The 22,768-nt window shown below is 56.5% G+C and carries 21 protein-coding genes; 20 read left to right on the top strand and 1 reads right to left on the bottom strand.

All coding sequences use genetic code 11. The features are described 5' to 3' along the window. Nucleotides 1-31: 31 nt before the first annotated feature. From tsaB to truB, 18 genes are all read left to right on the top strand, one after another. Nucleotides 32-709 carry a tRNA (adenosine(37)-N6)-threonylcarbamoyltransferase complex dimerization subunit type 1 TsaB gene (tsaB, locus tag Q0835_RS14960; RefSeq protein WP_298818681.1) on the top strand — a complete coding sequence of 226 codons (678 nt, stop codon included), beginning with the start codon at nt 32-34 and terminating at the stop codon, nt 707-709. Further along, nucleotides 706-1,194 (top strand): ribosomal protein S18-alanine N-acetyltransferase, encoded by a 489-nt coding sequence (rimI, locus tag Q0835_RS14955; protein ID WP_298818683.1) that lies wholly within the window; start codon nt 706-708, stop codon nt 1,192-1,194. Before tsaB ends, rimI begins: the two co-directional genes overlap by 4 nt. 43 nt (nt 1,195-1,237) lie before the next feature. Next, complete coding sequence (locus Q0835_RS14950) at nt 1,238-1,687, top strand: Fur family transcriptional regulator (RefSeq protein WP_298818685.1); 450 nt, start codon at nt 1,238-1,240, stop codon at nt 1,685-1,687. Then, complete coding sequence (locus tag Q0835_RS14945) at nt 1,680-2,546, top strand: lysophospholipid acyltransferase family protein (RefSeq protein WP_298962482.1); 867 nt, start codon at nt 1,680-1,682, stop codon at nt 2,544-2,546. Before Q0835_RS14950 ends, Q0835_RS14945 begins: the two co-directional genes overlap by 8 nt. 129 nt (nt 2,547-2,675) lie before the next feature. Beyond that, nucleotides 2,676-4,151 (top strand): tRNA (N6-isopentenyl adenosine(37)-C2)-methylthiotransferase MiaB, encoded by a 1,476-nt coding sequence (miaB, locus tag Q0835_RS14940; protein ID WP_298962479.1) that lies wholly within the window; start codon nt 2,676-2,678, stop codon nt 4,149-4,151. A gap of 88 nt (nt 4,152-4,239) precedes the next feature. Further along, nucleotides 4,240-5,301, top strand: coding sequence for a PhoH family protein (locus Q0835_RS14935; protein WP_298962508.1), 1,062 nt, complete (start codon nt 4,240-4,242; stop codon nt 5,299-5,301). Nucleotides 5,302-5,316: 15 nt separating this feature from the next. Continuing rightward, nucleotides 5,317-5,832 carry an rRNA maturation RNase YbeY gene (gene ybeY, locus Q0835_RS14930; RefSeq protein WP_298962476.1) on the top strand — a complete coding sequence of 172 codons (516 nt, stop codon included), beginning with the start codon at nt 5,317-5,319 and terminating at the stop codon, nt 5,830-5,832. Nucleotides 5,833-5,871: 39 nt separating this feature from the next. Further along, nucleotides 5,872-7,098, top strand: a complete 1,227-nt coding sequence (locus Q0835_RS14925; RefSeq protein ID WP_298962473.1) for a hemolysin family protein — start codon at nt 5,872-5,874, stop codon at nt 7,096-7,098. A gap of 95 nt (nt 7,099-7,193) precedes the next feature. Then, nucleotides 7,194-8,810, top strand: a complete 1,617-nt coding sequence (gene lnt, locus Q0835_RS14920; protein WP_298962470.1) for an apolipoprotein N-acyltransferase — start codon at nt 7,194-7,196, stop codon at nt 8,808-8,810. A 192-nt stretch (nt 8,811-9,002) separates the two neighbouring features. Beyond that, nucleotides 9,003-9,407 carry a helix-turn-helix transcriptional regulator gene (locus Q0835_RS14915; RefSeq protein WP_298818700.1) on the top strand — a complete coding sequence of 135 codons (405 nt, stop codon included), beginning with the start codon at nt 9,003-9,005 and terminating at the stop codon, nt 9,405-9,407. 112 nt (nt 9,408-9,519) lie between these two features. Next, nucleotides 9,520-10,692 carry a methionine adenosyltransferase gene (gene metK / locus Q0835_RS14910; protein WP_298962467.1) on the top strand — a complete coding sequence of 391 codons (1,173 nt, stop codon included), beginning with the start codon at nt 9,520-9,522 and terminating at the stop codon, nt 10,690-10,692. Nucleotides 10,693-10,761: 69 nt separating this feature from the next. Continuing rightward, complete coding sequence (locus Q0835_RS14905; RefSeq protein ID WP_298962465.1) at nt 10,762-11,448, top strand: tRNA (guanine(46)-N(7))-methyltransferase TrmB; 687 nt, start codon at nt 10,762-10,764, stop codon at nt 11,446-11,448. Nucleotides 11,449-11,731: 283 nt separating this feature from the next. Next, nucleotides 11,732-12,325: a ribosome maturation factor RimP gene (gene rimP, locus Q0835_RS14900; protein WP_298818704.1), complete on the top strand. Its 594-nt coding sequence runs from the start codon at nt 11,732-11,734 to the stop codon at nt 12,323-12,325. A 75-nt stretch (nt 12,326-12,400) separates the two neighbouring features. Continuing rightward, nucleotides 12,401-14,056 carry a transcription termination factor NusA gene (nusA, locus tag Q0835_RS14895; RefSeq protein WP_298818706.1) on the top strand — a complete coding sequence of 552 codons (1,656 nt, stop codon included), beginning with the start codon at nt 12,401-12,403 and terminating at the stop codon, nt 14,054-14,056. A 141-nt stretch (nt 14,057-14,197) separates the two neighbouring features. Then, a complete protein-coding gene (locus Q0835_RS14890; protein ID WP_298818708.1) occupies nt 14,198-14,833 on the top strand; it encodes an RNA-binding protein in 636 nt (211 codons plus the stop codon). Nucleotides 14,834-14,862: 29 nt separating this feature from the next. Beyond that, the gene (gene infB / locus Q0835_RS14885) at nt 14,863-17,592 is read left to right on the top strand and encodes a translation initiation factor IF-2 (protein ID WP_298962462.1); all 2,730 of its coding nucleotides are present in this window, start codon (nt 14,863-14,865) and stop codon (nt 17,590-17,592) included. A 192-nt stretch (nt 17,593-17,784) separates the two neighbouring features. Next, entirely contained in the window at nt 17,785-18,189 is a 405-nt protein-coding gene (gene rbfA, locus Q0835_RS14880; protein WP_298818712.1) for a 30S ribosome-binding factor RbfA, read from the top strand. Nucleotides 18,190-18,294: 105 nt separating this feature from the next. Beyond that, nucleotides 18,295-19,239 carry a tRNA pseudouridine(55) synthase TruB gene (truB, locus tag Q0835_RS14875; protein ID WP_298962459.1) on the top strand — a complete coding sequence of 315 codons (945 nt, stop codon included), beginning with the start codon at nt 18,295-18,297 and terminating at the stop codon, nt 19,237-19,239. On the opposite strand, the gene Q0835_RS14870 is transcribed toward truB, so the two are convergent. Continuing rightward, nucleotides 19,230-19,703, bottom strand: a complete 474-nt coding sequence (locus Q0835_RS14870) for a GNAT family N-acetyltransferase (RefSeq protein WP_298962457.1) — start codon at nt 19,701-19,703, stop codon at nt 19,230-19,232. The genes truB and Q0835_RS14870 overlap by 10 nt on opposite strands. Before the next feature lie 299 nt (nt 19,704-20,002). Between Q0835_RS14870 and rpsO the strand changes: the two genes are divergently transcribed. Then, nucleotides 20,003-20,272 carry a 30S ribosomal protein S15 gene (gene rpsO, locus Q0835_RS14865; protein ID WP_298818717.1) on the top strand — a complete coding sequence of 90 codons (270 nt, stop codon included), beginning with the start codon at nt 20,003-20,005 and terminating at the stop codon, nt 20,270-20,272. A gap of 336 nt (nt 20,273-20,608) precedes the next feature. Continuing rightward, nucleotides 20,609-22,738: a polyribonucleotide nucleotidyltransferase gene (pnp, locus tag Q0835_RS14860; protein ID WP_298818719.1), complete on the top strand. Its 2,130-nt coding sequence runs from the start codon at nt 20,609-20,611 to the stop codon at nt 22,736-22,738. Nucleotides 22,739-22,768 lie beyond the last annotated feature (30 nt).

Raw genomic sequence — 22,768 nt, 5'->3', positions numbered from 1 at the left:
CATAAGCAACGAGACTTATGGTTGACCCGGTATGCGCGTTCTAGCGATAGACACAGCCCTTGCAAATTGCGCGGCCGCCGTCCTTGATGACGGTGCTGAAACCGCATGCTTTGAGGCATGCGCGGAGGAAATCGGCCGGGGCCATGCAGAAGCATTGATGGACATGATTGGTGAGGTCATGGCCGAAACGTCAACTGCATTTGCGGACCTGGACAGGGTCGTCGTCACCGTGGGTCCCGGCAGTTTTACAGGTCTTCGTGTTGGACTGTCCGTTGCTCGCGGTTTCGGTCTTGTCCTTGGAAAACCTGTTGTCGGCATCACGACACTGGCCGCGATTGCTCGGTCTGCGGCACCTCATGATGGCGGAGCGCCGATCCTGGTTGCGTTGACCGGGAAGGGTGATGAAGTTTATTGCCAGGAATTTGATGCAGATGGATTTCCTGCAAGTCAGGCCGCTGTACGCTCCTTGCAGGATCTTGCAGGTGACTTGCCGGAGCAAATAAGGTTCGCGGGTTCGGCAGCGTATAAAATTGTCGATGGATTGGGACTGCCACGTGAGCGTGTCTTGTCCATCAACGGATTTCCGGGTATCCGGGATGTTGCTGAGCTCGGGTTGACTGCGGATCCGGTTGTTTCGTCTCCTTCGCCGCTGTATCTGCGGCCCCCGGACGCAAAACCGCAGACAAGGGGAAGGATTGAACGGCAATGAGTTTTTGGTGGTTCTGGACCCAGCCGCCGGTCGTTGAAGAGGCGCTGGACGAAGATCTGCCCAAGATTGCCGAGATTCACGCCTCATCTTTCGCACACAACTGGCATGCCGACGAATTCGGCCGGATGAAAGCACAGGACGGTGTGACGATATTGGTTGCACGCAGAGCGAGCCCCTATGGAACACGGGCGCCGCTTGGTTTTGTTGTTCTGCGTACAGTTGCCGAAGAAGCGGAGGTCATCACCATCGCGGTGCAGCCCAGACAACGCGGCCGCGGCGTTGGAAAAAAGCTCATGGAAGCCTCCTTGTTCCGGCTCTATGCCGAGCGGTGCAGTCACCTGTTTCTGGAGGTGGATGCTTCCAACGAGGCCGCCCTGCTGCTCTATCGCGGGCTCGGCTTCAAGGAGGTCGGCAAGCGCAAGGGCTATTACAGCGAAAGCGGAGGTGACGGTACGGCGCTTGTCATGCGCATCGATCTTCGCTAAGCGCTGTAGCACGGAACTGCAATGGGACATTAGGCGGCTTTTGATGACGGACGACCGGCAACCAACGCTCGCAGAGTTGTGCATCGCCAAGGGCATGCGCATGACGGAACAGCGGCGCGTCATTGCCATGGTCATTCAGGAAGCCTCGGACGAACATCCCGACGTGGAAGAGCTCTACCGCAGGTCTGTTGCGATCGATCCGGGTATTTCCATCTCAACCGTTTATCGCACTGTAAAACTATTCGAAGATGCCGGCATGATCGAGCGGCATGATTTTCGTGACGGTCGGTCACGTTATGAAACGGTTCCCGATGAACATCATGACCACCTGATCGATTTGCGCTCCGGGCAGGTCATCGAATTCCGAAATGAAGAAATAGAGGCCTTGCAGGAATTCATTGCAAAAAGACTCGGCTACAAGCTGGTAGACCACAGACTGGAGCTCTACGGAGTTCCGCTGAGCGCCACCGAGGACGACAAGGGCGATGGCTGAAATCAAGGCAGGCATCATCATTTTTCTTTTGACGATCGTCTCTTTGATCCTCATTCCGTTGCAGTGGGCTGCCATCAAATTCCGGTTGCCGGTGCAAAGAAAGCTGCCCGAAATCTGGCATCGCGTCGCAACCCGGCTTGTGGGCATCAAGATCCAGCAGATAGGTGAACCTGCAACCGACCGGCCCTTGTTGATCGCGGCCAACCATGTGTCCTGGGTCGATATCGCTGTTCTCGGATCGCTGATGCCGTTGTCCTTCATTGCGAAGTCCGAAGTGTCCGGCTGGCCGATCTTCGGCCTTCTCGCCAAGCTGCAGCGAACGGTTTTCGTCAACAGAACCCGGCGCACCGAGACGGCTCAGGTGGCCGATGAGATTGCGGACCGCATGGCGCAAGGCGATGCGATGGTGCTCTTCGCCGAAGGCACATCCAACGATGGCAACTGTGTGCTGCCCTTCCGGTCTGCGCTGCTTGGTGCGGCCACCAGAGCTGTCGGGTCAGATGAAACGTCCAGGGTTTGGGTTCAGCCATTGTCGGTGGCCTACCAGGGTTTTTATGGCCTTCCGATGGGCCGGGCGCATCGGCCCCATGTTGCCTGGTATGGTGATATGGAACTGCCTGGGCATCTCTGGGGTATTTTCTCGCGCGGAGCACTGGATGTGATCGTGCGTTGGGGGGACCCGGTTCTTGTCGACAAAGACACCGACCGGAAAGCGTTGACCCGAAAGCTTGAAAGGGATGTCAGGGCAATGACCATCGCCTCGTTGCTTCAAAAGCCGCTCGAAAGTGAACAAACAGACGATCTCAAGGCTTTCGAGTTCTTCTCAAACGCGGAAAAAACCGGTAAAGCTGGCGCCTGAAATTCTGGTGCACCTCGTTTTCATAGAAAAGACGAGACTGTTCTCTAAGCGAGAGGGAAAGCAGCTCCCCCGCCAAAGGCACCGGCACTCATGACATGACGGCCTCGCAATGAAGGCCACGAGGAGCGAATGACCAGCCGCCCGGACCTAGAACCTGAAACGACCACATCTGCCGTTTCTCCGTCGGACAACACGACATCCGAAGAGTTGACCAATACCCGCAAGGTATTTGTTCGCACCTACGGCTGCCAGATGAATGTCTATGACAGTGAGCGCATGACCGACGTTCTTGCGCCGGAGGGGTTTCAGGCGACCGATGATATGGAGGACGCCGACCTCGTCATCCTGAACACCTGTCATATTCGCGAAAAAGCTGCAGAGAAGGTCTATTCAGAGCTTGGCCGGATCCGCAAAGTGAAGGAAGCAAGATCAAAGTCGGGCAAGGAAATGATGGTCGGTGTCGCGGGATGCGTGGCGCAGGCCGAAGGTGAGGAAATTTCCAGACGTGCACCGATCGTTGATCTGGTTGTCGGGCCGCAAAGCTACCATCAGCTGCCTGAACTGCTGTCGAAAGCGCGCCAGGGAGCGAAAGTCGTTGAGACCGAGTTCGACATCGACGCGAAGTTCAATCATCTTTCGGAAAGTGCAGAAAAACCTGTTCAGAAACGAGCGCCTTCTGCCTTCCTGACTGTGCAAGAAGGGTGTGACAAATTCTGCACGTTCTGTGTTGTGCCCTATACACGCGGCGCAGAAGTGTCCCGGTCCGTCACGCAGATTGTCAAGGAAGCCGAGCGCATGGCGGCGTCCGGCGTTCGTGAAATCACCTTGCTCGGGCAGAACGTGAATGCTTTTCACGGAGAAGCGCAGGACGGAACCACCTGGGGTCTGGGGCAGTTGCTGCGCCGCTTGTCGGAGATCGATGGTCTCGACCGGTTGCGTTACACCACCAGCCACCCGCGTGACATGGATGACGACCTGATTGATGCGCATCGGGACCTGAAGACCCTGATGCCTTATTTGCATCTGCCTGTGCAGTCCGGCTCGGACAAGATCCTGAAATCGATGAACAGGCGTCACACGCGCGATGATTATTTCCGTTTGATCGACAGAATTCGGGCGGCTGCGCCCGGTATTGCACTGTCCGGTGACTTTATTGTCGGGTTTCCGGGTGAGACAGACCAGGATTTTGAAGACACAATGGACCTGATACGGCGTGTCGAATATGGATCCGCGTTTTCGTTCAAATACAGTCAACGCCCCGGAACGCCTGGAGCGACCATGGACGACCAGGTGCCGGAAGATCTCAAGTCCGAGCGTCTAGCGGAATTGCAGACGCTGGTGAGCGAGCAGCAAAAGGCCTTTAACGCCTCCCGGCTTGGGATGACTTGCGATGTCCTTCTGGAAAAGAAAGGGCGAAATCCGGGTCAACTCGTCGGAAAGTCCCCATGGCTGCAGCCGGTTCAGCTGGACGCACCGGAAAGCCTGATTGGCAGTGTACAAGCGGTGGAAATCGTAGAGATCGGATCTAATTCGCTGTTCGGACGGCTGAATGCCGGGCAAGATGAACGAGACGATGCCGGCGCCATCCAGGCAAAAGCCGGTTGAGAACAGGAGACGTCATTTGACGCGCGACAGCCAATCTTCTTCCCGCAAGTCCACGGATCAATCCTCTTCCGCCGCTTCGGCATCCGATTTGACCCACATTGTCCTTGCTTTTGAAGACAACCGGCTGATCGGCGACCTGTTCGGTCAGTTTGACCAGAACCTTGCGCTGATCGAGCAGCGGCTTGGGATTGATGCCATTGCGCGCGGCAATCAGGTGACGCTGAAGGGGTCTCGCGCCGGATGTGCACAGGCACGCACTGCGCTTGAGGCGATGTACCAAAGACTGCTGCAGGGCCAGGAAATTCACCCCGGCGACGTGGACGGCGCCCTGCGCATGGCTGCGGCGGCCGAGGCACAATTGCCGCTACCGACCCTGGAGCCGAAGTCGCGCCTTGCCTTTGCGCAGATCGCAACACGCCGGAAAACAATCGTTGCTCGAACGCCGACTCAGGACGCATATATTCGCGCCATGGATCGGGCGGATCTGATTTTTGGAACAGGTCCTGCCGGCACAGGCAAGACCTTTCTGGCTGTGGCATATGCGGCAGCCCTGCTGGAACGCGGCGACGTTGCGCGCCTGATCCTCTCCCGCCCCGCCGTAGAGGCCGGTGAGCGTCTTGGCTTCTTGCCTGGCGAAATGAAAGACAAGGTCGATCCTTACCTGCGACCGATCTACGATGCTCTTTACGAGATGATGCCGGCAGAAAAAGTGGATCGCGGGTTGCAGTCCGGGATGATCGAAGTTGCGCCGCTCGCTTTCATGCGTGGCCGCACGCTGTCGAATGCTGTTGTTTTGCTTGACGAAGCACAGAACACCACGTCCATGCAGATGAAGATGTTCCTGACCCGTCTCGGGGAAGGGTCCAAAATGATCGTGACCGGCGATCCAAGTCAGATCGATTTGCCCGCAGGTCAGAAATCCGGTCTGCGTGAGGCCTTGGGCCTTCTGACGGATATCGAGGCGGTTGCGCATATCCGTTTCACGGAAACCGATGTTGTTCGTCATGAGTTGGTTGGACGCATCGTCACCGCCTATGACAACGCCTCCCGCGAGGAATCCGTGGCACGTGAGCGCCGCTTCAACGAACGCAAGCGCGACAATGGTCAGGACGGAGTTCCGCCCAGACCGCGTGAAGCTGCAGCGTCCTGAGAGCCGGGGCGAAGAATGTCGAACAGCCTGCCGGAGGGGTTTCAAATCGATCTTTCGATCGAGGCGGCCGGCTGGGCAGATGAATCTGGCTTGGAAAAAGTTGTTACCCGAGCAATCGCAGCTGCATTTGAGGCGACTGACCTAGAAGTCCGGAACGGGTCCGAAGTCTCGCTTTTATTCACTGATGATGATGCGATCCGCAACCTGAACAGAGAGTGGCGAGAAAAAGACAGGCCGACAAATGTGCTGTCTTTTCCGGGCAGTGACCCGCAAGATGATGTTTACGGGCCGCTTTTAGGAGATATCGTATTTGCTTTTGAAACCATAATGCGCGAAGCGGAAGAGCTGGGAATTGAATTTGACGATCACCTTTCCCATTTGACAATTCATGGTTTGCTGCATCTTTTCGATTATGATCATCAGGAAAATGATGAGGCTGAACTGATGGAGAGCCTTGAGAAAACCATATTGGCCACTATAGGCATTGATGACCCTTACGCTGACAGGCCACTTGTGGCGGAAGGCCGTTAGATGGCATCATGTAGCGTGGCGTTCTTGTATTGATGGATGATGGACGTAAGTGAACCTGAAAGTCCGGCAAGCGAGCCTAAGGCCGCTTCTTCCGGACAGCCCCCGGAGGGGGAAGACCCGCAAGAGATGAAGCCGCAGCGATCTGCGGCCTTTCTGGATAAGCTCAAACGCGTTTTGCGCTTGGGACGTCACTCTTCGAGCCTGCGTGAAAACCTTGAAGACGAGCTCGCGCGCGAGGGCGGTGGTGATGCTGCCTTCTCGCCGGAAGAGCGCCTGCTTCTCGGAAACATTCTTCGCTTGAGAGAATTGCGCGTCGAGGACGCCATGATCCCGCGTGCCGACATCGACGCAGTTGATTTCGATACCAGCCTCAGCCGTGTCATGGAATTGTTTCAGACAAGCGGCCATTCCCGCATGCCTGTCTATGAAGACACGCTCGATGATCCGCGTGGAATGATCCACATCAAGGACGTGATGGCCTTTATTGCGGAGCGCGGTGCGCAAAACCGGCCTGCAACTACTGTGGAAAACGGTGAGAGTGCAACCGAGATACAACCAGATGACCTCAATGGAGGTGCCCGAAATGGTCACAACAGGCCGCATCTCGATCTGTCCAGTGTCGATTTGTCGGTTTCGCTAAAGGAAACGGATCTGTTGCGGGATCTTCTGTTTGTCCCGCCTTCCATGCCGGCAACGGACTTGATGGCGAAAATGCAGGCCGGACGGATTCAGATGGCGCTGGTCATTGATGAGTATGGTGGCACCGACGGACTGGTTTCATTGGAGGATCTCGTCGAAGAGGTGGTCGGTGACATTGAGGATGAGCATGATGAGGACGAAGAATCTATGCTCGCTCTCGAGGCTGAAGGCGTTTGGACCGCTGACCCGCGCCTTCCACTGGAAGAGTTGGATGAAGCCCTCGGCACGCAGCTGACCGGCGATGAAATCTCTGAGGACGTCGATACCTTGGGTGGACTGCTTTACGTTTCGATAGGACGTGTTCCTGTGCGCGGCGAACTGCTGTTTGTACCCAAGGAAGTGCCGGGCTTTGAATTCGAGGTTATGGACGCCGACCCCCGGCGGATCAAGCGTTTGAAGATCCGGCGCCGGCGGACCGAAATACGGCCCCAGGAGCTGCGGCGGCGCAACAAGCGAAGTGATCAGCCGGCTTCGGAACAAGCCCAGGGTGAGCCATCGCAAAGCGTTTCTGAACGAGAGCCGGCAAAAGAGCCTTCGCGCAAATCTGTTTCCGGCACGAGCCGTTGATCCGTCGGCTTTTCTGATATCAGGCAATAAAACCTTGACCCTCTTGCCTGGAGCCGACAAAGCTCCACAGCACTTCAAAGGGGAATAGGTTTCTGATGCATTGGTTGTCTCAACGGCTGTCCGCCCTGCCCAATTATTTTCTGTTGGCATGGGGATGGCAGCGGTGGCTGTTATGCATCGCCTGTGGAGCCGCGTCGGCACTCGCGCTGCCCCCGTACAATCTTCCCATTGTCCTCCTGGTCACTTTCCCTTGTCTGATCTGGCTTCTGGATGGTGCCCTGGAGGCTGTATCCGGTGGAGCCTTGAAGCGTTTCCGAACCGGATTTGGCTTGGGCTGGCTCTTCGGTTTCGGCTATTTCCTCGCAGGTCTTTGGTGGATTGGCGCAGCGTTTCTCGTCGAGGCCGAACGCTTCGCCTGGCTGATGCCGTTTGCAGTTCTGGCGATGCCGGTTGGTCTTGCTATCTTTACTGGTATCGGAACTGCTTTTTCGGCGCTGTTTTGGAGTGACAGGTTTCGGCGCGTTCTTCTTCTTGCTGCGTGTCTGACGTTGGCAGATTGGTTGCGTGGCCATGTGCTGACCGGGTTTCCCTGGAATGCTTTTGGCTACGGATTTTCCGGGTCTTTGGCGCTGTCTCAAACAGCAAGCCTGATTGGAATTTATGGTCTGACATTTTTGGTTGTTGCCATCTTTTCCACCCCAGCCGTTCTTGCAGATACCAGACCGTTGCGGCAACGAATGTCGGCTGTTGGTCTTGCGGCGGCATTGCTGCTTGTTCTCGCCGGATACGGAGCTTTCAGGCTTCAGACGATTGAGACCAAGGCCTCTGACCTGGATGTGCGCATTGTGCAGCCGTCTATTGATCAGCAGGACAAATGGCGGCCCGAGTTCAGAGACCTCATTTTTCGAACATTTCTGGATATGACAGCTGCGCCGCTCGGAGGCGATGCACGCGTTGGGCAGGAGCGCATCGTGATATGGCCGGAATCGGCGGTGCCTTTTCTACTGACGCAGGAGCCGGGTGCAATGTTCCGGATCGCGCAGGTGCTCACTGACAACACCGAACTTGTCTTGGGCGCTGTCCGTGCAGAGGCCGGTCCGAATGGAACGGAATACTTCAACAGCGTTTATGTCGTCGATGGAGACGGGGCTGTAAAGGGCATATACGACAAGGTCAGGCTCGTTCCCTTCGGTGAGTTCGTTCCCTTCAAATCCATTCTGGAAAGTCTCGGGATCACCAATCTGGCCGGGCTTCCGGGAGGGTTCAGCCCTGGTTATCAACGCCGACCGCTCAGCGTTTCTCAGGGATCCCGGTTTCTACCTCTGATTTGCTATGAGGCAATCTTTCCGGGAAGTGTTTCAGGGGCTGAAGACGGTCCCGACTTTCTCTTGAATGTAACCAATGATGCCTGGTTTGGCCGCACACCAGGACCTTATCAACATCTTGCTCAGGCAAGATTTCGGGCGATCGAAACCGGTCTCCCGATGATTAGAGCCGCAAACACCGGTATTTCCGCCATTTTTGACGGCAAGGGTGAAGTCATTGGCAAGCTCGAAATCTTCGAAAAAGGCGTGATAGACGGACAGCTTCCGCAGAGGTTAGGCAAAACTCTCTATGGGGTATTTGGCGACTTGCCCATGCTGATTATTTCAATCGCATTGGTAGTATTTGCGGGGATCTCACAATACAACCGCGACTCGCGTATAAATTGATAAAAATTGTTTGAGTTGAGTGAAGGAAGTGTGATACAACCGTGAAATAGCCGATTGAAGGCTGCTTCATGCACCAGTGTAAAGTTGCGGGCAAACTTCGATCCTCTGGGACCTTGTGGGAGGACTTAAGAGGAGCTGTTGCAAACGAAAACGAGCGGACATTCACCGCGAGAAGAAGAAAGAGTGACGCATATGCCCAGTAAGAAGTCTCCAAATCCGATTGATATTCACGTAGGAAGCCGAGTTCGACTCAGGCGGATGATGCTGGGTATGAGTCAGGAAAAACTGGGTGAAGCCCTCGGCATCACCTTCCAGCAGATTCAGAAATACGAAAAAGGTACCAACCGGATTGGCGCAAGCCGGCTGCAGCATATTGCGACAATTTTGAAAGTGCCGGTGTCCTTCTTTTTCGAAGATGCTCCTGGAACACCTGAAGAGGCTGAAGGCTTTGGCGAAACACAGCCAACTTCCTATGTCGTCGACTTTCTGTCGTCCTCGGAAGGCCTGTCTTTGAACAAGGCCTTCGTAAGGATCGAAAACCCAAAAGTGCGTCGTCGAATTGTCGATCTGGTCCGTTCATTGGCCGGTGACGACTAACAAAATTCGACCGCGAGCTTGACGTGGCGAAAAACTTCTAAGATTGATGCACTCGAAGCGGCGATGTCATTCGCCGCTTCAGTCATATTCATTCCCAGAAGGACGATCGCCAATGGCACGTCAGAATTACCTGTTTACGTCTGAATCCGTGTCCGAAGGGCATCCGGACAAAGTGTGCGACCGCATCTCCGATGCCGTCGTCGATGCCTATCTCAGAGAAATGCCGGAAGCACGCGTTGCTTGCGAAACGCTTGCCACAACGAACCGGATCGTGATCGCAGGCGAAACCCGCGGCCCGGCAAACATTACGGGCGACTACCTCGCGCATCTCGCCCGCATGGCTGTCAAAGATATCGGCTATGAGCAAGATGGGTTTCATTGGGAAAACTGCGACATCGCAGTACACCTGCATGCTCAGTCCGCACATATCGCGCAAGGTGTGGATGCTGGCGGCAACAAGGATGAGGGTGCGGGCGACCAGGGCATCATGTTCGGATATGCCTGCCGTGAAACCGCCGAGCTGATGCCGGCACCGATCCTCTATGCACACAGGATCCTTCAGCTGCTCGCCGATGCACGCAAGTCCGGCAAGGAGCCGGCACTCGGGCCGGATGCGAAAAGCCAGGTCACAGTCCGCTACGAAAACGGCAAGCCTGTCGCCGCGACGTCCATCGTTCTGTCGACGCAGCATCTCGACCCGGCTCTGACGTCGGAAGACGTGAAGGCCATCGTTGAACCATACATTCTTCAGGCCCTGCCCGATGGTTGGATTTCCGGCGAGACCGTTTGGCACGTGAACCCGACCGGCGCTTTTGTTATCGGGGGTCCGGACGGAGATGCAGGTTTGACCGGCCGTAAGATTATCGTCGACACGTATGGCGGTGCTGCCCCACATGGCGGTGGCGCTTTCTCCGGCAAGGACCCCACCAAGGTTGATCGCTCTGCCGCCTATGCAGCGCGCTACCTTGCCAAGAACGTCGTCGCCGCTGATCTCGCAGACCGCTGCACCATTCAGCTGTCCTATGCGATCGGCGTATCCGACCCGCTGTCGGTCTATGTCGACCTTCACGGCACAGGTAATTGCGACGAAGCGAAACTGGAAGCGGCGCTGCGTGATGTCATGGGTTTGAGCCCGCGGGGCATTCGTGAGCACTTGAAGCTAAACAATCCGATTTACGAGCGTACCGCAGCTTATGGTCATTTTGGCCGCGAGCCGGATGCAGATGGTGGCTTCACCTGGGAAAAGACGGATCTGGTTGATCAACTTCGCCCGCTCGCGGGATAAGCTCTGACCAGCTGATAAAGCAAAGAAGGAGGTCGCCGGTGAACTGCCGGCGATCTACGTTTAAAAAGAATGACTGAACGCTACGAAGGCTCCTTTTTCGGTCGGCGCAAAGGCAAGCCGCTCAGTCCGCGCCGTGAAGACCTCATGGCACGGGAGCTGCCGCGGCTGGCCCTTGATTTGACCGGTCCAGCGCCTGAGGATCTCAAAAGCCTCTTTGGCGCCGACGTTGACACGGTCTGCCTCGAGGTTGGATTTGGCGGCGGAGAGCACTTGCTCCACCGCGCACGCTCGGAGCCGCGAACAGGCTTTATAGGCGTCGAACCGTTTGTTGGCAGTATGGCCAAGGCGGTTGCTGCCGTGGTCGACGAGAAACTGAAAAACGTGAAGCTCTATGATGATGACGCGGTCAATGTGCTCGACTGGCTGCCATCCGCTTCTCTGGATCTTGCCTACCAGCTTTATCCCGACCCTTGGCCGAAGATGCGCCACTGGAAGCGGCGGTTCATCAATGAACCGAACCTGAGCCGTTATGCCCGTGTCATCAAGCCGGGGGCTGAATTCCGATTTGCCAGTGACATCGACACATATATCGACTGGACACTGCGTCACTGTCGCGACCATCCGGAGTTTGAATGGACGGCCGGGACTTCAAGCGACTGGAAGCAGCCCTGGCGAGGCTGGCCAGGCACGCGCTATGAGGACAAGGCCCTTCGCGAAGGCCGTGTCGGAAGGTATCTGACCTTTCGCCGGATCTGAGGCCCGCGCTTGCATTGAAAGCCCGAAAGTCACTGTCACACCAACTTCTTTGATGAATTTGGCTGGGCCTCTTGCGTTCGCAATGGCTTTGGCGTTATACAGCCGGTGTTTCACCTCAAACGGCTTATCTGAGCACTTTGAGAGTGGGCCCGCCGGGGACCCGCTCTTTTTTGCTTAACTGGCGCCGGAAACCAACGAATTCGAGCAGGATTGCCCTATGTAAATCGACGATCAGGTGCATCTGATGCTCAAAAGCAGGCAACTGCTTCTTAAGGAGCCAAGTGTGAGCACACACGAACCGAGAATTGTGACGGAACAGGGCCTGGACGCTCGTGTTGCCGCAATTGTTGAGCCGGTCATTGAAGATCTCGGCTATCGTCTGGTGCGCACCAAGATCAGCGCCGCCAATGGCTGCACATTGCAGATCATGGCAGAGCGCCCCGATGGCACCATGACGGTCGAAGATTGCGAAACCATCAGTCGCGCTGTTTCGCCGGCGCTTGATGTCGAGGATCCAATCAATCGAGCTTATCACCTTGAAGTTTCCTCGCCCGGCATTGACCGACCCTTGGTGCGCGCGGAAGACTTCAACCGTTGGGCGGGACACGAACTCAAAATCGAAATGACGGTCATGCAGGAAGGCCGAAAGCGGTTTCGCGGACTGCTCCTGGGTGCGCAGGACGGTGCGGCGCAGATCCGTTTGCCTGACGCGGCCGATGGCGAAAAGGACACCGTTGACCTACCGCTTGAAGATATTGGCGAAGCGAAACTGGTGCTCACCGACGATTTGATTACAGCTGCTCTGCAGGCGGAAAAGGCGGCGTTGGCTGCCCGGAAGCCGACTGAGGAGTTGGCACAGGACAACACGCCCAACTGAGCCGAAAGCTCAGAGGCTAAGGAACAACGCGCCGGACACGAGACAAGAATTACTCTGGCGCAAGAGGAGTGAAAAATGGCAATCAGCGCGAACCGGCTGGAACTGCTGCAAATTGCTGACGCGGTCGCTCGGGAAAAATCGATCGACCGGATGATCGTCATCAACGCAATGGAAGACGCAATTCAGAAGGCGGCTCGCTCGCGCTACGGAACCGAAACGGAAGTTCGGGCTGAGATCAATCCGAAGACCGGCGAAATCCGGTTGCAGCGTCTTCTGCAGGTCGTTGAGACAGTTGAAAACGTCTCTACCGACATTGCGCTAACCGATGCACAGGCCAGGAACCCGGAAGCAAATCTCGGCGATTTCATTGCCGAGCCATTGCCGCCGCTTGATTTCGGCCGGATCGCAGCCCAGTCCGCGAAACAGGTAATCGTTCAGAAGGTTCGCGAAGCAGAACGTGATCGTCAGTTTGACGAATTCAAGGACCGCGTTGGTGAAGTTATCAACGGTGTCGTCAAACGGGCGGAATACGGCAACGTCATTGTCGATCTGGGGCGTGGCGAAGGCATTGTCCGTCGTGACGAGCTGATCCCGCGTGAAATCTTCCGCACTGGTGACCGCATTCGCGCGTTTATTTATGACGTTCGCCGCGAGCAGCGCGGACCGCAGATTTTCCTGTCGCGCACGCATCCGCAATTCATGGCAAAGCTGTTTGCCCAGGAAGTGCCGGAAATCTATGACGGGGTTATCGAAATCAAGTCCGTTGCACGCGATCCAGGATCCCGCGCCAAGATTGCCGTGATTTCCAAAGATTCGTCCATTGACCCAGTCGGCGCCTGTGTCGGCATGCGCGGCAGCCGCGTTCAGGCGGTTGTCGGTGAATTGCAAGGCGAAAAAATCGACATCATTCCGTGGAATGATGAGGCGGCCACATTCATCGTCAACGCTTTGCAGCCGGCTGAGGTTGCGAAAGTTGTTCTCGATGAAGACGCCGAACGCATTGAAGTCGTGGTTCCTGATGACCAATTATCTCTTGCGATCGGTCGCCGCGGCCAAAATGTCCGGCTTGCATCTCAACTGACCGGTTGGGCCATCGACATCATGACGGAGCAGGAAGAAAGCGACCGTCGTCAGAAAGAGTTCATGGAACGCTCGCAGCTGTTCATGGAAGCACTCAATGTTGATGAGATGGTCGGTCAGCTGCTCGCAACCGAAGGCTTCACCTCGGTAGAAGAAGTTGCCTATGTGGAAATTGAAGAAATTTCCATGATCGAAGGCTTCGACGATGACACAGCCGTTGAAATTCAGGCTCGTGCCCGTGATTATCTCGGCGAACTGGAAGCCAAGCAGGACGAGGAACGCATTGCTCTTGGTGTTTCTGACGAGTTGCGCTCGATTGATGGCCTGACAACAGCTATGCTGGTGGCTCTCGGTAAGGACGACATCAAGACCATCGAGGATTTTGCAGGCTGTGCCGCTGACGACTTGGTTGGTTGGACTGAACGCAAGGATGGTGAGACCAAGCGTTTCGAAGGTGCCCTTTCCGACTTCGACGTCTCTCGCGCCGATGCAGAAAACATGGTGATGTCCGCGCGTATCGCAGCAGGCTGGATCACCGAAGAAGAGCTTGCGGCACAGGCGGCCGAAGCAGAAGAAGACGAAGAAGAAGTTGTCGAGGCTGTTGAAGCGCCGGCAGAAGAAGCCCCAGCCGGTGCGATCCTGAACGGGTAAGGCAAAGGGACGAATGCGGACAGAGCTGGTTGTGGTCTATGGATCACAACGGCAGGGCTCTAGTTCCGATGACGAAGTGAACGGTCGGTCTGAACGGTTCTCGATGGATCGAAAAGAAAGTCGACCTGAAGGAGTGGCAAGGTGCCCAGGAAGAATGAGCCGACCGAACGGCAATGTGCCGTCACCCGGGAGGTTCAGCCGATCAGCTCGCTGATCCGGTTCGTGCTTGATCCCGATGGTCGGGTTGTGCCGGATCTGAAGCGGGTGCTTCCCGGGCGTGGTGTTTGGGTAACGGCTTCGAACGAAATGGTCGCCGTTGCCGAAAAAGACCGGAAGAAGGTTTTTGGCAGGGGGTTTAAAGGTGAAGCCCGTGTCGAACCGGGACTGGCGGATCTGGTTGATGGGCTGATGGAGCGATCTGCGTTGCAGGCATTGTCCATGGCTCGCAAGGCTGGCGAACTGGTGACCGGGTTTGCAAAGGTTGAAGCGGCTCTGCGGCGGGATCCCGTCGCCGGGCTTATCCACGCCTCGGACGCTGCAGATGACGGGGTGCGGAAGCTGGCAGCAGTGGCTGCTGGCCAAGAGGAACTCGCAAACGGATGCCAAATCGTCCGTTTGTTCGATTCGGACCAATTGGATTTGGCATTGGGCCGGTCAAATGTGATACATGCTGCACTGCTTGACGGGCAGGCGAGCGAAAACTTCCTGGCGCGGGTGCGCGAATTGGAGAGTTTTCGAGCACCAACCGCGGTTGGCAGCGAAACGAGCAACGCTTGACAGGGCAGTTGCGCAGGACTGAAGGCAATATGAGCGATACGAAGAATCCAGGCGACAAGACAATCAGCGTTGAGCGTGGCAAGACGCTTGGCCTAAAGCGCGGGGGTGGCGACCAGGGAACTGTTCGGCAGTCTTTTTCGCATGGCCGGTCCAAAGCCGTCGTCGTGGAAAAGAAAAAGCGTCGTGTTGTGATCCCAGGCCAGGAGCCCAAGCCGGAAGCACCGGTGTCGGCAACGCAGCGCCTTGAGAGAACGGCTGAAGAGCCACGCAAGCCGCAGCAGCCCGATCCTCAGGCTGCAAAGCAAGCCCGTCGCTCTGCGTCCGGGCAGCGCCAGAAAGGCAACGGCAACGTTCTCCGAACCTTGACCAAGGAAGAAGCGGCGGCACGGACCGCGGCGCTTCAGATGGCCAAGGAGCGGGAAGTTGAGGAACGCAAGCGCCGCGAAGAAGACGATAAGCGCCGTGCAGTAGAAGCGGCGAAACGTCAGGCGGAAGAAGAGGCGCGTGCCAGCGCCGAAGCTGAAGAGCGAGCCAAGCAGGAGGCGGAAGCCGCCCGGGTGGCCGCCGAGAAGGCCAAGGAAGCACCTGCAGCCGAACAAGCCCAGCCCGACGCGGATGCTGCTCCGGCAAATGAGGCGCACGCCCAGTCCGGAAAATCTTCCGGCCGCAAGCCGTCGCATGCCGACGGTGGCAGACCGCCGAGCCTTGACGACATGGGCAAGCGCAAAGAAGCCCCCGCGGCTCGTCCCAAGCCTGCCCGTGAGGCAAGCGAAGACGAGACCCGGAACAACAACAAGGGTCTTCGCGCGGTCAAGCGTCCCAAGCAGGCTCCGACACCGACAGCGCGTCCGCGCGCTGGTGAAGACCGCCGCCGGTCCAAGCTCACGATTTCTGCGGCAACGGGAGGTGACGACGGTCAGCGGGCACGTTCGCTGGCATCGATGCGCCGTCGCCAGGAAAAGGCGAAGCGTGGCCAGCAGCAGGTGGTCCGCGAGAAGATCTCGCGCGAAGTTACTCTGCCTGAAGCCATCACCATCCAGGAACTCGCCAACCGTATGGCTGAGCGAGCGGTCGATGTGATCAAGCTTCTGATGAAGCAAGGCCAGATGCTGAAGATCAATGATGTGATCGATGCTGACACGGCTGAACTGATCGCCGAGGAAATGGGCCACACGGTCAAGCGTGTTTCCGAAGCAGACGTGGAAGAAGGCCTGTTCACCCTGGAAGACGAAGCTGCGACGCTTCAGCAGCGCCCGCCGGTTGTTACCATCATGGGCCACGTTGACCACGGCAAGACGTCACTTCTTGACGCCATCCGTAAGTCCAAGGTCGTAACCGGGGAAGCCGGGGGTATCACCCAGCATATCGGCGCTTACCAGGTCGACCAGGACGGTCAGAAGATTACATTCATCGATACGCCAGGTCACGCTGCGTTCTCGCAAATGCGTGCTCGCGGAGCCAAATCGACAGATATCGTGATCCTGGTCGTAGCTGCTGATGACGGTGTCATGCCGCAGACCAAGGAAGCGATTGCGCACGCCAAGGCAGCGGATGCACCAATCATTATTGCGATCAACAAGATCGACAAGCAGGGCGCTGATCCGAACCGGGTCCGCACAGAGCTCTTGAGTGAAGAGCTGGTGACGGAATCCATGGGCGGTGATGTGATCGATGTTGAAGTTTCCGCGCTCAACGGTACCAATCTCGACAAGTTGCTCGAAATGATCCTGTTGCAGTCGGAAGTCCTGGAATTACAGGCCAATCCGGATCGTACTGCTGAAGGTATTGTCATCGAAGCGCAGCTTGATCGCGGCCGCGGTCCGGTTGCAACCGTTCTGGTTCAAAAGGGCACACTCAAACCGGGTGATATCCTCGTGGCTGGTGCCGAATGGGGCCGTGTTCGTGCGATGCTTGACGAAAACGGCAAGCAGGTGAAGGAAGCAGGGCCCGCCAAGCCGGTGGAAGTTCTGGGTTTCCAGGGTACTCCGGCTGCTGGTGACATGGTCGCCGTTGTCGAGAACGAAGCCCGCGCTCGTGAGATCACTGACTATCGTCAGCGTCAGATTCGTGAAAAGGCGTCTGTGGTTGCTTCCGCTGCCCGCGGCTCGCTCGAACAGATGATGATGAGTGCGCAGAACACCGGCAAGAAGGAATTCCCGCTGGTCCTCAAGGCCGACGTTCAGGGTTCCGCCGAGGCGATTGTGCATGCGCTCAATGAACTGGGTACTGACGAAGTCGGTGCACGGATTCTTCTGTCAGGTGTCGGTGGCATCACCGAAAGCGATATCACTCTGGCAGCAGCATCCAAGGCTCCCATCATCGGCTTCAATGTGCGTGCCAACAAGCAGGCTCGTGAAGCTGCGTCCCGCGATGGCATCGAGATCCGTTACTACAATGTGATCTATGACCTGGTCGACGATATCAAGGCAGCGATGTCCGGGCTCTTGTCGCCCGAGCGCCGCGAGACCTTCCTCGGCAATGCCGAGATCAAGGAAGTCTTCCATATCTCGAAGGTTGGCAAGGTTGCTGGCTGTCTGGTTACCGAAGGTGTGGTTGAGCGTGGCGCAAATGTCCGTCTCATCCGTGACGACGTGGTCATTCACGAAGGCGAACTGGGCACGCTCAAACGCTTCAAGGATGAAGTCAAATCGGTCGAGTCCGGTCAGGAATGCGGCATGAACTTCGTCAAGTATCAGGACATGCGTCCGGGCGACGTCATCGAGTGTTTCCGGGTTGAGCAGATCGCACGTACGCTCTGACGGCCGGAAGCATCTAAGATTTTCCGGATGACAATGGCGCTTGCCGTTTGTGGTCCGGAATTCGGATAGGAGAGCGCGCGAAAGCGCGCTCTTTTCAATTGAGCGCGTGAACCGCGCAGGATATGCGGCAGGTCCCGGACCGTCGTGCAGTTCAAGCACGGACCGGGAGAGCTGGCGGATAGGACCAGAATAATGGCAAAGCAACACAAACAGGACAGTCGAGGCCCTTCGCAGCGTCAGTTGCGCGTTGGCGAAACGGTTCGCAAGGAACTGTCGGACATTCTTACCCGTGGCGCTTTCTCCGATCCTGATCTGGATGGAGTTATCGTTACAATTCCGGAAGTGCGAATGACGCCCGATCTGCGCGTTGCAACCTGCCTCGTCATGCCGCTCGGCGGTGTGAATGCAGAGAAGGTTGAGAAAGCTCTCAATCGCAGCGCCAAATTCTTGCGCGGACAGGTCTCCCGCCGCCTGACCATGAAATACATGCCCGATCTGCGCTTTGTCCTCGACACCCGTTTTGATGACGACGACCGCATCGGGTCGCTCCTTCATTCTCCGGATGTTGCCAGGGATCTGGACGACGAAAACAACTAGATATCGACAGTCCCAGGTCGCGGCTGAAGTGTTTCAAGGCCCGGGCCTCCCGGGGCCGTCGGAGCGTTTATGGGGCTTTGACGTTCTTCTATGGCAGAGCAAAAAATGGCACGGCAAAAGCAGGTCAAAAGAAAAAAGAATGCCATAAATGGCTGGCTGGTCCTGGACAAGCCCTACGGCATTACCTCCAACGAAGCACTGGGTAAGATCAAGCGCATCTTTTCGCCTCAGAAAGTGGGTCATGCAGGCACTTTGGATCCTCGGGCCTCTGGCCTGTTGCCTGTTGCATTTGGTGAGGCCACGAAAACGGTTCCATTTGTGATGGATGGACGCAAGATCTATCGGTTTGAGGTGACCTGGGGCACTGAAACCGACACGGACGATACCGAAGGCGAGGTCATTGCCTCATCTGACGATCGGCCGACCGCGGATGCGATTACCGCTGTCCTTGGCGAATTCACCGGAACGATCATGCAGGTCCCTCCCAAGTTCTCGGCCATCAAGGTGGCTGGTGAGCGGGCCTATGATCTGGCGCGTGAAGGTGAGGTTGTCGCGTTGGAGGCGCGGCCGATTGATGTTCACCGTCTTGACCTTGTCAGCTGCCTGGATGACAATCGGGCAGTTTTCGAAGCCGAGTGCGGAAAAGGAACCTATGTGCGTGCGCTCGCAAGGGACCTTGGGCGCAGGCTGGGCACGCGCGGTCATGTCACGGAATTGCGCCGATTGCTTGTTGGTCCCTTCGGCGAAGAGGACCTGATCAAGTTCGATGAGATCCTTGAAGCTGCCGGGGAGTTGGCAGAAAGCGAAGGCATTCAGGAACTGGTCGCTGAATTTGTATTGCCGGTCCGCGACGCAATGGATGACCTGGTGGAAGTACAGGTCTCGCTCGATGATGCAGCGAAGATCCGCAAAGGAATGGCAATCATCTTGCGCGGCCGGGACGCACCGCTGAACACGGACGTTGCCTTCGCCAGCCACGCCGACGTGCCAGTCGCGATCGGCACCATCGAAAAAGGCCGATTTCAGCCGACCCGTGTGTTTCATTTGTGAGGCATGGTCACTTTAAAGCACTTGCAGACAAAGCCTGGAATCGTGCGGTAGGTCGCAAACCCCAAAGCGCCGTAATAGGCAAGGCCGCGTGCGTTGGTGTCGTCAATTGTCGCGTCGACCATCGTCACCCCGGCGGATCTGGCTGCTCTTTTCGAGACCTCGAACAACGCAGTTCCGATCCCTTGCCGAACCGCATTCAAAGCCACATAGGTTCCGATAGAACCCCAACCGGGCGGAAGGCCAAACGGGGTTCCGTCCTGAACGCGTTTTAGAGACTGAAGACCCAATACAATGCCATCGGAATCTTCTGCTACGGAACAGCAAACAGTGTCCGAGTGCTCGATGTTGTGCCGGCTAACATATGCAGCATCGCTTGACCGGTCGCTGCGCGACAGCAGGTTGAATTGAGCCAGAATAGCGCTCATTGGCTTCTTGTCGCTGTCTAGTGCGCTTCTGATGATCATCTGAATCTCAAATCGGCTGTTGTGAGGTCCGGATCCCGAAAAGAGTTTGATTGTGCGAAAGCGTGCCGGTCCACAATGACCAGCTTGTTGAATCTGGCAAGGTGCAATCTGTAAATTTTCTCTGGATTTCCTGGCTGTTTTCTGCCATATACCGCCGCCATTGAGTACTAAGGCTCAATTCGTCCGAAAGGATCCTTTGCTGAACGACATCTCGGCTCTGGAGACATTCGGATCAGGCCGGTTTCCGGCAGTTCAACGTGTCCGGTCAACGGACCACCACTCTTTGAAAGGAAAGAGCGATGTCGATTACCGCAGAGCGCAAAGCAGAGCTCATGAAGGAATTCGCGATCAAAGAAGGCGACACCGGGTCTCCGGAAGTCCAGGTTGCAATCCTCACCGAACGGATCAACAACCTGACTGGACACTTCAAGGACCATGGCAAGGACAATCATTCCCGCCGCGGCCTTCTGAAGATGGTTGCGCAGCGTCGGTCTCTTCTGGACTATACGCGCGGCAAAAGCGAAGAGCGTTACAAGTCGCTTATCGAGCGTCTTGGCATTCGCCGCTAAGAACACTGAATTCGGTAAACGCGGTGGGTTGATTTCCCGCCGCGTTTTTCTTTGGAGACACCTTCGGCAAGCACAGATGAACAAATTGCCGCCGGGAGATCCACCAATCGGCTCTTGAGCGTTTCCATTTGTTGATAAACGCTCTATAGAAGCCTCGTGACACGTCATGGGGCAGGATTGCCGGCTTCTTTCCACAAATGTGGCGAAAGCAGCTCGTTGTCTTGCCCGTGGCTTGTCCACCGGTAACCGGCCCATCCGGGGCCGACCGGGAATGTGCCCGTTTCGCCGTGCTGTACCGAAAGCAGCCGGCAGCGGGCAAACTTGTAAGGACAGATGATGTTTGACATTCATCGTGTGGAAGTCGACTGGGGCGGACGTCCGCTCATTCTCGAAACGGGCAAGGTAGCCCGTCAGGCCGATGGTGCCGTTATGGCGACCTACGGCGAAACAAAGGTTCTGGCGACAGTCGTTTCCGCCAAGGAACCGAAGGCAGGTCAGGATTTTTTCCCGCTCACTGTGAACTACCAGGAAAAGGCGTTTGCCGCCGGTAAGATCCCGGGTGGCTTCTTCAAGCGTGAAGGCCGTCCGTCTGAGCACGAAACTCTGACATCACGCCTGATTGACCGCCCGATCCGTCCGCTGTTTGCCGATGGCTACAAGAACGACACTCAGGTTGTGATCACCGTTCTTTCCCATGATCTGGAAAATGCGCCGGACATTCTGGCAATGGTTGCGTCATCCGCCGCACTGACCCTGTCCGGTGTTCCGTTCATGGGCCCGATTGGCGGTGCGCGTGTTGGTTATATCAACGGCGAATACGTCCTCAACCCGCTGGTTGACGACATGCCGGATTCGTCTTTGGATCTCATTGTCGCAGGTACCAACGATGCGGTTTTGATGGTTGAATCGGAAGCCAAGGAACTCGACGAAGACACCATGCTGGGTGCCGTGATGTTCGGTCACAAGGGTTTCCAGACCGTGATCGACGCCATCATCAAGCTGGCTGAAACCGCTGCCAAGGAACCGCGCGATCTGGTCTTGCCGGATCACTCCGAACTCTTCGGTAAAATCAAGTCTTTGGTCGCCGATGAAGTGACTGAAGCCTACAAGATCACGTCCAAGACCGAACGCAAGAATGCTGTTGATGCTGCCAAGGCCAAGGCGGTTGAGGCATTGATCACCAACGCAGCTGAAGGCGAAGCTGTCGAATCCAACGTTTTGGGCGAACAGTTCAAGAAACTGGAAGCGGAAGTTGTCCGCGGCAACATTCTCGATACGGGTTCACGTATCGATGGACGTGATCTTTCGACTGTACGTGCAATTTCGTCTGAAGTCGGAATTCTGCCACGCGCGCATGGTTCGTCTCTCTTCACCCGCGGTGAAACACAGGGTCTGGTGGTTGCCACCCTCGGTACCGGTGAAGACGAGCAGTTCATCGATTTGCTGGAAGGCACTGTGAAGTCTCACTTCATGCTGCACTACAACTTCCCGCCCTACTCTGTCGGTGAAACCGGCCGCATGGGCTCTCCGGGGCGCCGCGAAATCGGTCACGGCAAGCTGGCCTGGCGTGCGATCAACCCGATGCTGCCACAGCATCACGATTTTCCGTACACCATCCGCATTGTCTCAGAAATCACCGAATCCAACGGCTCGTCCTCGATGGCAACCGTTTGCGGTGCATCCCTTGCGATGATGGACGCAGGCGTGCCGCTCAAGTCACCGGTCGCGGGCATCGCGATGGGCCTGATCAAGGAAGGTGACCGCTTCGCGGTTCTGTCCGACATTCTCGGTGACGAAGATCACCTTGGCGACATGGACTTCAAGGTTGCCGGCTCCGAACAGGGTATCACCTCCCTGCAGATGGACATCAAGATCGACGGCATTACCGAAGAGATCATGAAAGTCGCCCTGGCACAGGCCAAGGACGGGCGTATTCATATTCTTGGCGAGATGGCCAATGCCATCACCGAAGCCCGGTCCGAGCTCGGCGAACATGCGCCGCGCATTGAAGTCATGAAAATCGCGGTCGACAAGATCCGTGAAGTGATCGGTTCCGGCGGCAAGGTCATCCGTGAAATCGTTGAAAAGACCGGTGCAAAGGTCAACATCGAAGACGATGGCACTGTCAAGATTGCTTCTTCCGATGGCAAGGCCATCAAGGCAGCCGTCAACTGGATCAACTCCATTGCCGCTGAGCCGGAAGTTGGTGTGATTTACGAAGGTACTGTCGTGAAGTGCGTTGATTTCGGCGCATTTGTAAACTTCTTCGGCGCCAAAGACGGTCTGGTTCACATTTCCCAGCTGGCTCCGAGAAAAGTCGGCAAGGTTACCGATGTTGTCAAGGAAGGCGACAAGGTCTGGGTCAAGCTGATGGGCTTCGACGAGCGTGGCAAGGTTCGCCTGTCCATGAAGGTCGTTGATCAAGAGACCGGCAAGGAAATCGAGAAGAAAGAAGAAGCTGAATAAGCCTTCTTGATAGCTTGAACAGAAACGGGG

The sequence above is a fragment of the uncultured Roseibium sp. genome (assembly GCF_947499295.1).
GTDB lineage: Bacteria > Pseudomonadota > Alphaproteobacteria > Rhizobiales > Stappiaceae > Roseibium.
This window is presented reverse-complemented; position numbering and strand designations above follow the sequence as displayed.

What these genes read in the sequence shown, in the direction of transcription:
- tsaB (WP_298818681.1), top strand. Translation starts at nt 32, where the DNA reads ATGCGCGTTCTAGCGATAGACACAGCCCTTGCAAATTGCGCGGCCGCC.
- rimI (WP_298818683.1), top strand. Translation starts at nt 706, where the DNA reads ATGAGTTTTTGGTGGTTCTGGACCCAGCCGCCGGTCGTTGAAGAGGCG.
- Q0835_RS14950 (WP_298818685.1), top strand. Translation starts at nt 1,238, where the DNA reads ATGACGGACGACCGGCAACCAACGCTCGCAGAGTTGTGCATCGCCAAG.
- Q0835_RS14945 (WP_298962482.1), top strand. Translation starts at nt 1,680, where the DNA reads ATGGCTGAAATCAAGGCAGGCATCATCATTTTTCTTTTGACGATCGTC.
- miaB (WP_298962479.1), top strand. Translation starts at nt 2,676, where the DNA reads ATGACCAGCCGCCCGGACCTAGAACCTGAAACGACCACATCTGCCGTT.
- ybeY (WP_298962476.1), top strand. Translation starts at nt 5,317, where the DNA reads ATGTCGAACAGCCTGCCGGAGGGGTTTCAAATCGATCTTTCGATCGAG.
- Q0835_RS14925 (WP_298962473.1), top strand. Translation starts at nt 5,872, where the DNA reads ATGGACGTAAGTGAACCTGAAAGTCCGGCAAGCGAGCCTAAGGCCGCT.
- lnt (WP_298962470.1), top strand. Translation starts at nt 7,194, where the DNA reads ATGCATTGGTTGTCTCAACGGCTGTCCGCCCTGCCCAATTATTTTCTG.
- Q0835_RS14915 (WP_298818700.1), top strand. Translation starts at nt 9,003, where the DNA reads ATGCCCAGTAAGAAGTCTCCAAATCCGATTGATATTCACGTAGGAAGC.
- metK (WP_298962467.1), top strand. Translation starts at nt 9,520, where the DNA reads ATGGCACGTCAGAATTACCTGTTTACGTCTGAATCCGTGTCCGAAGGG.
- Q0835_RS14905 (WP_298962465.1), top strand. Translation starts at nt 10,762, where the DNA reads ATGACTGAACGCTACGAAGGCTCCTTTTTCGGTCGGCGCAAAGGCAAG.
- nusA (WP_298818706.1), top strand. Translation starts at nt 12,401, where the DNA reads ATGGCAATCAGCGCGAACCGGCTGGAACTGCTGCAAATTGCTGACGCG.
- infB (WP_298962462.1), top strand. Translation starts at nt 14,863, where the DNA reads ATGAGCGATACGAAGAATCCAGGCGACAAGACAATCAGCGTTGAGCGT.
- rbfA (WP_298818712.1), top strand. Translation starts at nt 17,785, where the DNA reads ATGGCAAAGCAACACAAACAGGACAGTCGAGGCCCTTCGCAGCGTCAG.
- truB (WP_298962459.1), top strand. Translation starts at nt 18,295, where the DNA reads ATGGCACGGCAAAAGCAGGTCAAAAGAAAAAAGAATGCCATAAATGGC.
- Q0835_RS14870 (WP_298962457.1), bottom strand. Translation starts at nt 19,703, where the DNA reads ATGATCATCAGAAGCGCACTAGACAGCGACAAGAAGCCAATGAGCGCT.
- rpsO (WP_298818717.1), top strand. Translation starts at nt 20,003, where the DNA reads ATGTCGATTACCGCAGAGCGCAAAGCAGAGCTCATGAAGGAATTCGCG.
- pnp (WP_298818719.1), top strand. Translation starts at nt 20,609, where the DNA reads ATGTTTGACATTCATCGTGTGGAAGTCGACTGGGGCGGACGTCCGCTC.